The following is a 14,517-nucleotide window of genomic DNA, read 5'->3' as shown; positions in this document are numbered from 1 at the left end:
CGATGCGTTATCGTCTTTATCGCCCCGTAGCGGATATCAGAAAATCAATCAGGGCCTTCACTCTTTTCGTTTTACCCGCGTTTTTGGGATAATAGAGATACACTGGCGGGTAGGTTTTCCAGTAGCTTTCCATCACGGGTATAAAGCGCTCCCTGTCCGGCTGTAACTGCCAGATGGGATCAAACAAACGTCCAATTCCCAGGCCGTTACGGATCCCGTCTGCCATAACGTCAATATCGTTGCTGATTAACTGTCCGGGCATCTCAACCGTCAACTGCTCTCCGCGATCGTTCAGAATCAACGGAAGGATGCGGTTGTTAGTAATAAAACGGTAGCCAATCAGCTTGTGTTGACTGAGATCTGACGGCACCTCAGGCGTTCCATGCTCGCTGAGATAGGCTGAGGATGCATATAACCCTTCACGAAAGGGTTTCATTAACGGCCGCGCTACCACCCCACCCTCGAGGATATCGCCAAAACGGATCCCAAGATCAAAACGCTCTTCGATAACATTCACAGTACCGTCGTAAACCGAAATTTCCAGCTGTATACCCGGATATTGCTGACAGAATTTCGCCATTGCAGGCTTAAGAATTAACAGATAGGCAAAACGCGAGAGCGTGATTCGCACGATACCAGAGGGCTCCTGATTCTGGTCGCGAATGCTTTCAAGCGAATTTTCCAGCGACTCCACCGCCGCAGCGGTCTGTTCCAGCAACAGTTGCCCGGTTTCCGTCAGCTCAATACGGCGGGTCGTACGCACAAAAAGCGGATGGCCAATATGATCTTCCAGCAGCTTAAGCGCATTGCTGACGGAGGGAGGCGTAATTTCCAGTTTTCTTGCGGCTGCCGAAATATTGCCCTCACGTGCAATGCTCTGAAAGATCCGTATCTGGTTATACAGGGCGTTATTCATAATGTGTTCCTTAAGCAATCACTGCTTAATTGTTAACTACAGCCTAAAGATGCTTAAGTCAATAATATCCCTTTAGTTCGTTTTTACTGATGCTGCGATCCACTGTTAACCACGTATTTTGAAATACACCTGTACTCATTCAGATGACATTCACGGCACAGAATGGATGCCAATAGGCGTAAGACATTAAGGTATTGATGTTTTTTAACTATTGTTTAGTGCGGGATAGTCAGTGTAGCCCACCGCATCGTTCTGTCCCGGCGCATAGAAGGTTGCAGGGTCCGGAACGTTGAGATCGCTGCCGCACGCAAATCTTGCGGGTAAATCGGGATTGGCAATAAATGGAACACCATAGGCGATGAGATCGGCCTCACCCTTGTTAATTGCATCCTCACCGGTCTGAGCATCATATCCACCATTCAGAATAAAAGTTCGCGAGAAACACTGACGAAGATAAGGTGCAATCCGCTGTGAACCTGCGACCGGAGCATCGGGCCCGGCAATACCTTCGGTTACGTGAAGGTAGGCGATGCCAATAGCGTCGAGTTGAGTCGCTAAATAACTGAATGTTTCAACCGGCGAAGAATCAGACATACCATGTAGCGACATGTTTGGACCAACCCTGAAACCAACGCGATCGGCGCCGAGCACTTCGCTCACTGCACTGACGACCTCCAGAGGAAAACGTGCACGGTTTATAATAGTCCCACCATAATGATCTTCTCGTTTGTTAGAACCGTCACGAAGGAACTGGTCAAGGAGATATCCTGAACTACCATGTATTTCTACTCCATCGAAACCGGCTTCAGAAGCTTTTTCAGCACCCTGACGAAACTGTGAGACGACATCGGCGATTTCACTTGTTAAAAGCGCGCGAGGGACAGGAGTTTGTGCTATTCCATTAGACGTAAAAACGTCTGCCTCTGCATTAATTGCAGATGGGGCAACCGGAAGGACACCATCATGGAACTCAGGATGCGAAACGCGTCCGACATGCCACAGTTGCGCAAAAATAATTCCCCCGGCTTCATGAACTGCATCTGTTACGCGACGCCATCCCTCAACCTGAGCGAGGGAATATATTCCCGGTGTTCTTATATATCCGGTACCTTGACGGCTAACCTGCGTAGCTTCAGATATTATCAACCCTGCCTGCGCCCGCTGCGCATAGTAAACAGGAGCCAGAGGGTTAGGTACATTACCGGTAACGGCCCGACTGCGGGTCATTGGGGCCATTACCATTCTATTTTTTAGTGTCAATTCCCCGATGTTATATGGGGATAAAAGCGTAAGGGGTGCATTTTTCAAGGAGCAGTACCTTTATTCTCTGTAAGAAACGAGTCGTTTTGTTTTGTAACCAGGGCTATATTACATACCGTTATTTTACCCGCAAGAAGGCACATTCATGATACCGTCAGATAAACGGACAGCACCCACCTGCAATATTTTCACCCGCGAATTGCTCAGTCGGATTGGTGATAAGTGGAGTATCTTAATCATTGCTCATCTTGCCGAGGGACCTTTGCGATTTAATATACTCAGACGTACCATCGGTCAGGTCTCTCAGAGAATGCTGACGTTAACACTGAGAAGTCTTGAACGAGATGGGTTAGTATCGCGGACGGTATTCCCTTCGATCCCGCCACGTGTTGAATATGAGCTAACCCCACTTGGACGGACATTAATGGGGCCAGTTATGACACTTATAGACTGGTCCTTGATTCATCAGGGCGAGGTTGAAAAGGCACGTTCTGAATATGAAAGCCAGTCCGAGTTTTCGACTGATTAAGCCAGACTATTCATATACAGATGCAGGAACAGACATGTCTGGCATAGATTTACCCTGTCGTACTCCTCACCTGATTATTAAGTACAGACTAAATATGCTTAAGCCAATGACCGCCTAATCTTCTCAAAATGGCGCTCATATACTCTTCTCTCTTTCCCTTTAAACCTGAGAACAAGAGACACTTATGCGAATTTTATGTCTGGACATCCCCGCACCTGGAGCATCGCTGGAAAAGTATGCTCCACACCTTAACGCTGAAGCGCTGCACGCCTGGGGATTGTATAAAACCGGCTTCATCCGCGACATCTACTTCCGTCAGGACAGACCTGGCGTCGCTATTTTTCTTGAATGTGACTCTGTCGATGAAGCGATGAACGTAATGGCCGAATTCCCGCTGGCAAAAGCAGGCTTATTAAGCTTTGAGTGCATTCCGCTTGGCTCCTTTATTAACTGGGAAAATCTCTTTGCCGCTGAATTTAAAAATAAAGAGTGAGGCCCGATATGAAACCTGCAGATAAACCCGTGCTGTGTGTCGTTTCCAGCCATCCGATTAAAGGCGCATCCGGTGTACCAACCGGTTTTTTCCTGGCTGAGCTGACGCATCCGCTGAAAGTACTGGAAGATGCCGGACTAAAAACGATGATAGCCAGCATTCGCGGGGGACAGCCGCCGGTGGATGGATTTGACCTCAGTGATCCTGTCAACGCCTGGTACTGGAACGAAACCGATTTTCAGCAGCGCCTGGCAACAACGCCTGCGTTATCCGAGCTGAACGGTTCCGATTACAGCGCCGTTTTCTTTGCGGGCGGGCATGGAACCATGTGGGATTTCCGCGACAGCCAGGATGCCCAGCGTATTATCCGCGAAGTGTATGAAAGTGATGGGATTGTCTCAGCCGTCTGCCACGGGCCTGCGGCATTGGTTGACGCAAAGCTCAGCAGCGGCGAATACCTGGTGAAAGGCAAAAACGTGGCGGCCTTTACCAACAACGAAGAGGAAGAAGTTCACACCACAGATGTGGTTCCCTACCTGCTTGAGACTGCGCTCCGCGAGCATGGCGCGCTTCATCATGAAGCCCCGAACTGGTCTGAAAATGTGGTTACTGACGGTCGCCTTATCACGGGGCAGAATCCCGCTTCAGCGCACGGTGTCGGTGTGGCGCTGTTAAATGCCCTCCGCCAGCCAACTTAATTCATTCATCTGTCTTTCATCGTTACTCACCCTCTTTGGCCGGTTTACGTCAGCAACGTTCCGGCCTTTTTTCAGGAGCTGAATATGAAAACTCTTCCTCCAGTCGCGCTCGGCACATGGTCCTGGGACACAGGCTTCGCCGGTGGCGACACCGTCTTCGGCAATCATCTTTCTGCTACTCAGATGGCAGACGTGTTCACCACGGCCATGAGTAAGGGTCTGAATCTCTGGGATACCGCAGCAGTATATGGCATGGGGAGTTCCGAGGCAGCGCTGGGAGCATTAGTCCGTCAGTTCCCCCGCGAGGATATGATTTTATCCACCAAATTCACGCCGCAGATTGCGAACGAACAGTCAGCGCAGCCTGTCAGCGATATGCTTGAGGCCAGCCTCGGACGCCTGGGTGTGGACGCGATTGATATCTACTGGATCCACAATCCCCTCGACGTTGAGAAATGGACGCCAGGACTGATCCCACTTTTACAAAGCGGTAAGGTCAAACGCGTCGGGGTTTCCAACCACAATCTGGCACAAATCAGACGCGCCAACGAAATCCTTAACGCTTCCGGTTATTCCCTCAGTGCAGTACAGAATCACTACAGCCTGCTTTATCGGGCCTCTGAAGAGGCCGGGATCCTTGATTATTGCCGACAAAATAACATCACGTTCTTTGCTTACATGGTCCTGGAGCAAGGCGCGCTCAGTGGTCGTTATGATTCAAATCATCCCATGCCTGCCGGGAGTGGCCGGGCCGAAAGTTATAACGCAGTACTGCCGCAGATAGAAAGATTAACCGCCGCCATGAAAAAAATGGGAGCCGAAAGGAATGCCAGCGTTGCACAGATAGCCATCGCATGGGCTATTGCAAAAGGTACCCTTCCCCTCGTTGGTGCGACTAAAGTCCATCACGTTCTGGACGCCGCATACGCTTCAGACATCCAGTTACGCGATGAGGAAATCATCCTGCTGGAACAACTCGCCACAGAGACCAGAGTGGATACACGAGGCGCCTGGGAAAAACCGATGGTGTAAACCCTGTCCGGGACAGACTGTCATGAATGACACTCACGAACGGGCTGTTCCGGGCGATCCTAATCTGCATCACTTTTACTGCTTTGTATGAAGGGTGAGAATATGAAAATCATTTGCCTCGAAGAACATTATCTCGACAGCGAGTTAGGGCGAGCGTGTATGCCTGTTGCGCTTGAGCAGGCACCTTTCCTTGGCGACTGGGGGAAAACCGTCGCTGATGGTCATAATCCTGACCGAAGCCGGCCGCAGATAGAAAAGAATGCGCTGATAAACGCGAAAGGCGCTGATTTGGGAAGCCGCCGCCTCAGGGATATGGATGAAGCTGGAATTACCCTGCAGATCCTCTCTGTGGGCGGATTTCCCCAGCTGGCACCCGGGGATGAAGCGGTAACATTAAATACGGCGGCAAACGACCGCCTTGCCGGGGCGGTAAGAAATCACCCGGATCGCTTCGCGGCATTTGCCACACTTCCCTGGGCACAGCCGGAAGAGGCTGAAAAAGAGCTTGCCCGCGCAGTTGAAAAACTGAGGTTTAAGGGGGCACTTCTGAATGGCCGACCCTCTTCATGCTTTCTCGATCATCCTGACTATGACTCCCTGCTTTCCCGGTTTAATAAACTGAATGTGCCACTCTATCTTCATCCCGGATTACCGGTTAAAAGCGTGCAACAGGCCTACTTCACGGGCTTCAATGCAGAGGTCAACGCCCGGCTCTCTATGTTTGGCTGGGGCTGGCATCACGAAGCCGGGATCCATTTGTTACGGCTGATGTTATCGGGCGCATTTGATAAATATCCCCACCTGCAGGTAATCAGTGGCCACTGGGGGGAGATGCTGCCCTTCTGGCTGCAGCGTCTTGATGACAGCCTTCCGCTGGCTGCAACGGGTCTGTCACGCACGCTAACGAGAACCTTCCAGGAACACGTTTACGTTACCCCGTCAGGTATGCTGACACTGCCGCACTTCCAGTTTATCTACGCGTTAATGGGGGCAGACAGGATCCTGTTCTCCGTTGATTACCCCTATCAGACCCTGGACGGTGTAAAAACATTTATCGACAGTCTGCCCGTCAACAAGGCTGAAAAAGAGGCCATCGCGTTTCGCAATGCAGAACGTTTACTGGGCATCATGGCGTAGTTCACGGGTTCATGATGACCGGGCACAATGAGAACAGTCGACCATTATTAGTTTTTGTCTAAAAGTGAATGAGCCTTTACTGCTCTAAAAAAAATAATGGTGTCACTCTATACTGGTTTAAAAACTCACCAGCCTCTTTAACGTATTGAAATGAAAAATATCCTTGTTATTTCAGGTCATCCTGAGCTGAACCATTCCGTCGCCAACGCCACTATCCTTGATGAAGTGGCGACCGCCCTTCCCGATGCTGAAATTCGTCGTCTGGACTGGCTCTATCCGGACGGCAAATTCAATATCGCTTCGGAGCAGGAAAGCCTGCTCAGGGCCGATGTGATTGTCTGGCAGTTTCCTTTTTCCTGGTATGGGCTGCCCGGGTTAATGAAACAATGGCTGGACGAGGTCTTTGTCCACGGCTTCGCGCATGGCTCAACGGCGAAACTGGGCGGTAAAAAGCTAATCCTCTCCTTCACTACAGGGGCGCCACAGGCGCTCTATAACGCTGACGGTTTCTTTGGCCATGCCATTGAAGAGTATCTTATTCCGTTCGAGACCACGGCAAGACTGTGCAATCTTGAGCTGCTGGCGCCGGTTTATACCTGCGGTATCAGCTATGCCGACCGGGATGCCGACAAAATCGCGCAGCAAAAAACGCTTGCCCGGGAACACGCTTCAAGGCTTGTCGATCTGCTCAATTCCGTCGTGAATAATCCAGAGGGAGAATAACGATGCAGTATACCCGGCTCGGTAAAAGTGACTTACTGGTCTCCCGCATCTGTATGGGATGTATGGGGTTTGGAGACCCGTTAACGGGCCAGCATCGCTGGACGCTGGACGAAACAGCAAGCCGGGACATCATCCGCTACGGTCTCGAAAAGGGTATCAATTTTTACGATACCGCCATCGCCTATCAGAACGGCTCCAGCGAGCGATACGTTGGCCGGGCGCTGCGGGAGATGGCAAAACGCGAGGACGTGGTGCTGGCCACCAAGTTTCTGCCACGAACCGCCGCGCAAATTGCCGCGGGGATCGGCGGAAAAGAGGCAATAGCCCGATCGCTCGACCAGAGCCTGCAGAATCTGGGGATGGACTACATCGACCTCTACATCTACCACATCTGGGATTACAACACGCCAGTTATTGAGGTGCTTGAAGCGCTGCATGCCGCCGTTACTGCGGGCAAAGTGCGCGCTATTGGTATTTCCAATTGCTATGCCTGGCAGCTTTCGAAAGCGAACGCGCTTGCCGAACGCGAAGGGCTGACGCCCTTTGTTTCCGTGCAAAGCCACTACAACTTGATTATGCGTGAAGATGAACGAGAGCTCTTCGGTCTGTGCGCTGAAGATGATATCGCCATGACCCCCTATAGCGCGCTGGCCAGCGGTCGTCTCGCCCGGAAAGAAGGCCACACGCGGCGAGCCACGGAGGATGATTATGCGCGCGGGAAATATGACAGCACGGCTGAACAGGATCGGATCATTATCGAGCGCGTCACCGAACTTGCTGAACGACATCAGGTGTCCATGACGGAAATCTCACTCGCCTGGCTGCTGACAAAGGTCACGTCACCTGTCGTAGGGGCCACAAAAAAAGATCACGTTGATGGCGCGGTAAACGCCGTAAATCTTCAACTGAGCCCAGAAGACATCCAGTTTCTTGAAGAAACCTACCAGCCGCACGTTCTGACGGGGATTATGGCGCAAAACACGCCGCAAACGAAAGACGTTAAGCAGGTCTGGACGCGGTAGCAAACAGTCATTTCAGTAAAAGGATCAACGTGAAAAAGCCCCTTATGCTTTTAATTTGCATGCTAATAAGCAGCTCTGTCTTTGCAACAAAGCCGGACGCGCCGGATAAGGTAGTGATGAATATCTTTGAGCTCGGCGTCAGACCCGATCGGGACAAAGAGTTTGAAGACGTGGCCAGGCAGACGATTTCCGCTTCGGTTGATCATGAAGCAGGTACGCTGGCGATGTACGCCCTGCAACGAAGCGACAATCCACGTAAGGCATTCATGGTCGAACTCTATGAAAACGAGAGTGCTTACCGCAAACATCTGAATGCCGAACCATACAAGGCATTCGCTGCCCGGGCACCTGACATTATCGATCGGAAAAATAAAATCACTCTGGAGCCCCAATTTCTGGGGGACAAACACATCATACCGAATGAGCGAACCATTAATAATCTGGTGATCGTCGAGGTAAAGCCTGAATTTCAGACCGAATTTAAAAACATCGTCCTTCCTGAAATGGCCGAGTCGCTCAAAGTAGAGAAAGGCGTGTTAGCCATGTATGCCGCTACAGACTCACAGAGTCCGAACCGCTGGTATTTCTATGAGATTTACGCCAGTGAGGAGGATTATCAACTGCACCGACAAACGCCGCACTTCCTGGACTATCTCAGGCAAACGGCGCATATGAGCGCCAGGAAGGACGCTATCCCGGTAAAACCGGTATTTCTTCGTAACAAAGGCGGAATCAAACAGGATCCGCACCGTTGACCAGTGAGGATTAACATGAAAAGCGTAATTGCAGCGGCGGCCATGTCGCTTGTTATTTCTGATTTTGCTAATGCTGAGGAAACAAGAGGTAAAGCTATGATGAAAATTGAACCTTCAGCGATTCCTGAAGCTGATATTCGTTCTGTCTCACCGGCTCTTGCGCGCTTTGGTCGAGAAGCGATTACTGAAGATCTGTGGACACGCGATGCCCTCTCGCCCAGGGATCGTAGTATGGTGACCGTCGCCATGCTGATTGCCCGTAACCAGCCTGCCGAGCTTAAGCACTATATTGACGTCGCTCTCGATAGCGGCGTTACGCCAGCGGAATTGTCAGAAATCATTACCCATCTGGCGTTCTACTCAGGTTGGCCAAATGCAATGTCAGCCGTCAGCGTGACCAAAGCAGTATTTGAAACTCGTGGCGTCACGGCAGATGCACTTCCTGAAGCTTCTCCGGACCTGCTTCCTCTCAATCAGGAAGCAGAAAAGCAGCGTTCAGAGACAGTGGAAAAAAATGTAGGCCCAATATCTCCAGGCCTGGTTAAATTTACTGCTGACCCACTGTTCCTGGATCTCTGGCAAAGACCCGCGCTGAAACCCCGCGACAGAAGCCTGATTACGGTCAGCGCGTTAATCGCATCCGGACAGAGTGCGCAGATTGGCTATCACCTCAACAGAGCGATGGATAATGGACTTTCTGCTGAGGAAGCTGGGGAGATCGTTACCCAAGCCGCGTTTTACGCTGGCTGGCCAAACGCATTTACCGCTGCTCCTGTTGTCGGAGAGGTATTAAGCAATCGCTCAACGAGTAAAAGGTAATATTACTGAACACTAAAACCTGACGCACATCACAAAATTAGAACGAACGTTCGCGTTGAATCGGATGCGGTATCGACGCGCTTCATTCTCTCCGTGCCGAAAAAAGTGGCCTGAGCCGTCAGCGTACAGCGCGGCACACCTCCAGCACCTTTTCTCTGAGCCAGCGATGCGCCGGGTCCTTTTCCATGCGCGGATGCCACATCTGTGACACCGTAATGCTCCGGGTTTTAAACGGCAGTTCAAAGACGTGCACGCGCTCGGTCATCGGCTGATTGAGCAGATAGAGCGCCGGCACCATGGCAACGAGATCGGAGACCAGCGCCACCGATAATGCCGTCGGGAACCCTGGCACCACGCTGGCAATTTTGCGCTTCATCCCGCGTTCCGCCAGCGCCTCATCGACAAATCCGTGTAACGAGCCGTCGGGCGAGGCCACCACGTGCCCCCAGGCGACATAATCCTCCAGGCTGACTGACGACAGCGAGGCCAGTGGATGCCCCTGGCGCACCGCGCCAACAAACCGGTCTTGAAAGAGCCGTTGCAGACGAATTTCAGGCCCCATATTGCTCTGCACGCCGATCTCCAGGTCAACCAGCCCCTCACGCAGATAGCGCGACGTTTTCTCAGGTTTCGGCGAAAAGCGAATGCAGACGTCGGGAGCCACCGCCGCCACTGCGGCAATGAGCAGTGGCCCAAACGCCACCACAAAGCCGTCGTTGGCTCGGATGGTGAACAGGCGCTCCATACGCTCAACATTCAGCGTTTCCGTGGAGGGTTGCAGTACCGCCCTTGCCTCATGCACGGCACTTCTGGCCCGATCCCGGGTGGCTTCGGCCCAGGGCGTCAGCACCATCTGCCGACCAGCCCGCACCAGGATAGGATCGCCTGTCACCTCCCGCAGCCTGCTCAGGGTGCGGCTCATAGCGGAGGTGCTCAGGTTTAAGCGCCGCGCCGCGCCAGCCACGCTGGCTTCGGCCAGCAGAACGTCGAGCGCAACCAGAAGGTTAAAGTCAGGATCGGACACAATGGCTCCTCAGATAAGGCGTTATATGCAACGATAAAGTGCAAGCGCTGCGTCTTCCGCCCTGTATACCCCATGATTATAGTTTCGTCATCACTATTCTTATGCGGAGTAACGACGATGACGCTCTTTTCAAACCAGCCCGGCGATGAAGGCTTACCCGGTCATGAACGCGCCCGGGTGATGGCCGCCGTCATGACCACCACGCTGATGGGCGTCTTTGACGGCACCATGATCAACATCGCGCTGCCCTCCATGGCAAGGGCGATGCAGGTCCCCGCGAACGTTGCGGTGTGGTTTGCCAACGGTTATCTACTATCGGCGGCAATGACGCTGGCCATCTTCGCGGCGCTGGCGGCGCGCGTGGGCTTTCGACGGGTTTTTCTTACCGGGCTTGCCACCTTTACGCTCACCTCGCTCGGCTGCGCGCTGGCGAAAACGTCCGACATGCTGATCGGGATGCGTATTCTGCAGGGCATCGGCGGCGCGGCTACCCTGAGTATCGCCCCGGCGATCCTGCGTTCCGTTTTTCCGGGGCGACTGCTTGGGCGCATTCTGGGGCTGCACGCCCTGCTTATCGCCGCCAGCACGGCAATTGCCCCTGTGCTGGGGGGAACGATACTGGACGCGCTGAGCTGGCAGTGGCTTTTCGCCATTAACCTTGTTCCGGGCAGTGTTGCCCTGTTTCTGGCATGGCGGGCGTTGCCGCGCCAGTCGGACGTTGACCGCTCCCCCTTTGATGCGCCGGGCGCCGCGCTCTCCGCCGTGCTGTTAGGTTCTGCAATCATGCTGGCCGACAGCCTTCAGCACATAACGCAAGGCATTAACCCGGCAGCCGCAGGCTGGGGGCTTCTCACGCTGGTCAGCGCTATCGCCTTCGTCTGGCGTATTCGGCGCGCGCGCAGTCCCATACTGCCGCCCGTTATGTTCAGAAATGGACGCTTCACCCTCGCCGCCCTGACCTCGCTGGCCTCGTTTGTCAGCCAGGGGATCACCTTTGTCGCGCTGCCGTTCCTGTTTCAGAGCGTGTATGGCTTCAGCCCGGTGGTTTCGGCGCTGCTGTTCACCCCGTGGCCAATTGGCATTGTGCTGATCGCGCCGCACGCGGGGCGCTGGGCAGATACCCTTTCCGCACCGCTGATCTCGACTATCGGCCTGATGATTTTTGTCGGTGGGCTGATTCTGCTGGCGACGTTGCCGGAAAACCCGTCCGCATGGAATATCTGCCTGCGCAGTCTGGTTTGCGGGATTGGGTTTGGCTGCTTCCAGAGCCCCAATAACCGGGAGATGCTCGCTAACGTGGCGCGGGAATATGCCAGCTATGCCTCCGGCGTGTTGTCTATCGTCAGGACTTTCGGGCAATGTCTGGGGGCCGCCGCGGTGGGGGTGCTGCTTGCGACGACCGGATCAGACCACGATCGGGCCGTGCATCTGGCACTGTGGATCGCCGTCATCGCCTCAACAGGATCGGTTTTGTTTAGCCTGAGCAGGCTGCTCCCTGGGGTGCGGGCATCAGCGTAACGCTGTGCAGCGCCTCTCGGCGCTGCTTGTTTATAACAACTACGCTGTAGGACGTTCGTTCCACGCATCAGTGTACTGTATATTTCCGTCCAGAATTTTCCATGTGATTTTTGCATATCGTAAAGATACATTTTCCATGTGACCAGTACCGGGACAATCTCTTGTATCATGCATTATTGGAGTTATTGAAATGACTTTCACGCCTTCCATCAGGATGTTGAAGTATTCCACTTCCTGACCAGCATCATTGATGTGATAGAACTTTAATTCGGCACTTTGAAGCGTCTGACCTGTAGCCACTGCTTTGTATAGATAGGGTGAAGATGAGTCAATTGCCTTTGTTAAACTGAAGGCTGAATGTTGCCTTGTACCTGTAAGTTTACCTGTTGCCTCATCTGTTGGAATGCTCAGGTTATGGATCAGATCTCTAAGCTCTATGCTTCCTTCACGGTTTGCAACATCAGAACCACCACGGATCATTGCTCCGCCATCGTCTTTCAAAAAGAGGTGTACTGGTACAGCCATTTTTAAAACTCCTTATGTTAATTAATTTCTTATTCCATTGGCTATGAGATTAATTACAGGCATGATCGCTACACCATCGGCATAGAACAGATCAGAATTAGTGAATGAATAAACCTTGCCCGTGATTTTTACATTTACCGTGTTCCCATAAGCTGAAGCTGTGACATTGCTTGTATCGGCTTCCAGGAAGGGTGATCGTTCTTCAAGGGCTTTCATAATGTTCCCGCTGTTGTCTTTATCTAAATAGAAGCGGTAAACATCCGACACCGTAGCGTCTCCATCATCATACTTAGTTATGTACAGTGTGACGGTATCAGAGAGTTTCTGTTTGCTGACAAAGCTATCGTGAGGAGATGCATTAAAATAGTATTGATATGTCAGAAACCCACAAACAACGAGCAACAGAATCGTTGTGAGTAAGCAATGGAGCCGTTTAATAACCGTATTTCTTTGCATATTCTATACCTTGCCTTATCCAAAACTGATCGTGTGGATCATCCCCATAAGGCGGTTTGTGATACCAGTGCCCCCATTTCTTTTTGGAGGTTTTAGCTCTTTCCTGCGCCCATCCAGCACCCATCAATAGCGTTTCTGATGGTATCCCGGCAGCATAGCCAGCCGAACCATAATTGAAGTTCCCAAAATTTGCTAACTCCGGGTGTCCTTGCTTGTAATCCCACGGTCCCTTATTTCTTACTTTTTGATAAAACCAAAGATAGGTTGTAGGGATAGCCATGTTTCTGCTCATACCATGCGCTCTTGCAATCCTCATGTTTGCCAACACAAGAGCGATTCCTTCTTTGGGTAACAAAGGTATAACAGCCATATTAACCACCTATTTCATGTGGGTATATGGCCGCATATCGTACACCTTTGCGATGGTAAAAAAGATATCTGTTTACAGAGAAATGACGGAAAAATATCCGACTAAGGTATTAACCGCATTAAAAATCAAAAAAATTAAGGCGGCGCTAAGCTTGCGCGGGCCTACAGGAATTGTGCATTTCACAATGTAGGGCAAATAAGCGCAGCGCCACCCGGCAGGAAAGACGGCGTATTTGTTTACTCCAGAGCCAGTAGCGCAAAGCTCGCCAGCCAGTGCCCGCCGCTGTAGTGGCTGCCCACCACGTGCCCGACGCTTGCCGCCAGGTGTTTTGCCACGGCATCACGCAGGGCCTGCTGAGCCGGGTGGTTTACCGGAAGCGCCCTGGCGATATGCTTCATACACCAGGCGCGGCTGAGGTTTAACCCATCCAGATGGGCAATTTTCGGGTCGGTACGGTCGCTCACTTCCGCCGGGTTCATCAGCGCCGCAATGGAGCCGATATCCGGCAGAAACGCGTCAAACCAGGCCGGGAAATTCTCTGCGACCTTGCTCATCAGCAGCGCTTCCGTCAGCGCACCAGAGATGTACTCATCGCCACCCGGCTCGTAGTGGGCCGGGTAGCGCGTGTCGGCGAGATAAAACCGCTCCGCCGCCGTCACAATCGCCTGCTCAAGCACGCTATCTTCCACGGCTCGGGCGTAATCCAGCCCCAGCGCGAGAGCAAACGCCGTGTTGTAGTGCGTTCCGACGCGGATCGGATAGGTGAGCTTGCTGAGGTAATCCACCAGCCGGTTGCGAATATCCTGGGTGAGCGGCTCCAGCGTCTGGTACCAGCCTGCGGCCTGCGGCAGCGACGATTGTTTCAGCTCCTGGGCCAGCGCCAGCAGCCATCCGTAGCCATACGGCCGCTCAAACGAGGCGCGGAACGGCGCGGTGAAATAGTCCAGCTCCTTCGCCACGTTCTCGTCGGTCAGGTGCTCGTCGAAAAGCGCGACGATGTCATTCCGACACGGTAGCTCAGGATAGAGGCGCACGCAGCGCAGCAGCAGCCAGTAGCCGTGCACCGCCGAGTGCCAGTCGAAACAGCCGTAGAAAATCGGGTGCAGCTCGCGAGGCGGCAGAACGTCACCGTCATCATTCAGCAGATGCATGATGTGGTTCGGGTATTCCTGGCGCAAATAGGTTAAAGGCATGCGGGCAAACGCGTCAGCCTGATGTTGCGTCAATTCCATAACAGCTC

General features: G+C 52.6%; 17 protein-coding genes. 10 read left to right on the top strand and 7 right to left on the bottom strand.

Features of this window, described 5'->3' with window-relative positions; all coding sequences use genetic code 11:
- Positions 1-16: 16 nt before the first annotated feature.
- Together IM295_RS16905 and IM295_RS16900 are read right to left on the bottom strand one after the other, a co-directional pair.
- A complete protein-coding gene (locus tag IM295_RS16905) occupies positions 17-916 on the bottom strand; it encodes a LysR family transcriptional regulator (protein ID WP_193067015.1) in 900 nt (299 codons plus the stop codon).
- A 204-nt stretch (positions 917-1,120) separates the two neighbouring features.
- Complete coding sequence (locus IM295_RS16900; RefSeq protein ID WP_193067014.1) at positions 1,121-2,224, bottom strand: alkene reductase; 1,104 nt, start codon at positions 2,222-2,224, stop codon at positions 1,121-1,123.
- A 97-nt stretch (positions 2,225-2,321) separates the two neighbouring features.
- Here IM295_RS16900 and IM295_RS16895 point away from each other — a divergent pair, with 97 nt between their 5' ends.
- From IM295_RS16895 to IM295_RS16855, 9 genes are all read left to right on the top strand, one after another.
- Positions 2,322-2,705 carry a helix-turn-helix domain-containing protein gene (locus IM295_RS16895; RefSeq protein WP_193067013.1) on the top strand — a complete coding sequence of 128 codons (384 nt, stop codon included), beginning with the start codon at positions 2,322-2,324 and terminating at the stop codon, positions 2,703-2,705.
- Positions 2,706-2,889: 184 nt separating this feature from the next.
- Positions 2,890-3,198, top strand: coding sequence for a superoxide dismutase (locus IM295_RS16890; RefSeq protein WP_193067012.1), 309 nt, complete (start codon positions 2,890-2,892; stop codon positions 3,196-3,198).
- 8 nt (positions 3,199-3,206) lie between these two features.
- Complete coding sequence (locus IM295_RS16885) at positions 3,207-3,896, top strand: type 1 glutamine amidotransferase domain-containing protein (RefSeq protein WP_193049966.1); 690 nt, start codon at positions 3,207-3,209, stop codon at positions 3,894-3,896.
- Positions 3,897-3,980: 84 nt separating this feature from the next.
- Complete coding sequence (locus IM295_RS16880; protein WP_193067011.1) at positions 3,981-4,928, top strand: aldo/keto reductase; 948 nt, start codon at positions 3,981-3,983, stop codon at positions 4,926-4,928.
- Between the two features lie 102 nt (positions 4,929-5,030).
- Positions 5,031-6,065: an amidohydrolase family protein gene (locus IM295_RS16875; protein WP_193067010.1), complete on the top strand. Its 1,035-nt coding sequence runs from the start codon at positions 5,031-5,033 to the stop codon at positions 6,063-6,065.
- 150 nt (positions 6,066-6,215) lie between these two features.
- Positions 6,216-6,788 (top strand): NAD(P)H-dependent oxidoreductase, encoded by a 573-nt coding sequence (locus IM295_RS16870; protein WP_193067009.1) that lies wholly within the window; start codon positions 6,216-6,218, stop codon positions 6,786-6,788.
- A 2-nt stretch (positions 6,789-6,790) separates the two neighbouring features.
- Entirely contained in the window at positions 6,791-7,810 is a 1,020-nt protein-coding gene (locus IM295_RS16865; RefSeq protein WP_193067008.1) for an aldo/keto reductase, read from the top strand.
- A 59-nt stretch (positions 7,811-7,869) separates the two neighbouring features.
- Complete coding sequence (locus IM295_RS16860; RefSeq protein ID WP_193067115.1) at positions 7,870-8,565, top strand: putative quinol monooxygenase; 696 nt, start codon at positions 7,870-7,872, stop codon at positions 8,563-8,565.
- Positions 8,566-8,580: 15 nt separating this feature from the next.
- Positions 8,581-9,384 (top strand): carboxymuconolactone decarboxylase family protein, encoded by an 804-nt coding sequence (locus IM295_RS16855; protein ID WP_193067007.1) that lies wholly within the window; start codon positions 8,581-8,583, stop codon positions 9,382-9,384.
- Between the two features lie 118 nt (positions 9,385-9,502).
- On the opposite strand, the gene IM295_RS16850 is transcribed toward IM295_RS16855, so the two are convergent.
- Positions 9,503-10,408 (bottom strand): LysR family transcriptional regulator, encoded by a 906-nt coding sequence (locus IM295_RS16850; protein WP_048958224.1) that lies wholly within the window; start codon positions 10,406-10,408, stop codon positions 9,503-9,505.
- A gap of 117 nt (positions 10,409-10,525) precedes the next feature.
- Here IM295_RS16850 and IM295_RS16845 point away from each other — a divergent pair, with 117 nt between their 5' ends.
- Positions 10,526-11,926 (top strand): MFS transporter, encoded by a 1,401-nt coding sequence (locus IM295_RS16845; protein ID WP_193067006.1) that lies wholly within the window; start codon positions 10,526-10,528, stop codon positions 11,924-11,926.
- Positions 11,927-11,965: 39 nt separating this feature from the next.
- Here IM295_RS16845 and IM295_RS16840 read toward each other — a convergent pair whose 3' ends face one another.
- The 4 genes from IM295_RS16840 to IM295_RS16825 form a co-directional block, all read right to left on the bottom strand.
- On the bottom strand, positions 11,966-12,451 hold the full coding sequence (locus IM295_RS16840; protein WP_048999579.1) for a type VI secretion system tube protein TssD: 486 nt from the start codon (positions 12,449-12,451) through the stop codon (positions 11,966-11,968).
- 21 nt (positions 12,452-12,472) lie between these two features.
- Positions 12,473-12,907, bottom strand: coding sequence for a hypothetical protein (locus IM295_RS16835; protein WP_048958788.1), 435 nt, complete (start codon positions 12,905-12,907; stop codon positions 12,473-12,475).
- Positions 12,885-13,277 carry a polymorphic toxin type 44 domain-containing protein gene (locus tag IM295_RS16830; protein ID WP_193067005.1) on the bottom strand — a complete coding sequence of 131 codons (393 nt, stop codon included), beginning with the start codon at positions 13,275-13,277 and terminating at the stop codon, positions 12,885-12,887. Before IM295_RS16830 ends, IM295_RS16835 begins: the two co-directional genes overlap by 23 nt.
- A gap of 236 nt (positions 13,278-13,513) precedes the next feature.
- Positions 13,514-14,509, bottom strand: coding sequence for a DUF2891 domain-containing protein (locus IM295_RS16825; RefSeq protein WP_193067004.1), 996 nt, complete (start codon positions 14,507-14,509; stop codon positions 13,514-13,516).
- Between the last annotated feature and the right edge of the window lie 8 nt (positions 14,510-14,517).

This window comes from Enterobacter cloacae complex sp. P14RS (assembly GCF_014895895.1).
GTDB classification, from domain to species: Bacteria; Pseudomonadota; Gammaproteobacteria; order Enterobacterales; family Enterobacteriaceae; genus Enterobacter; species Enterobacter bugandensis.
Note: the sequence above shows the minus strand (reverse complement) of the source record. Positions and strands in the feature narration are given on the sequence as shown.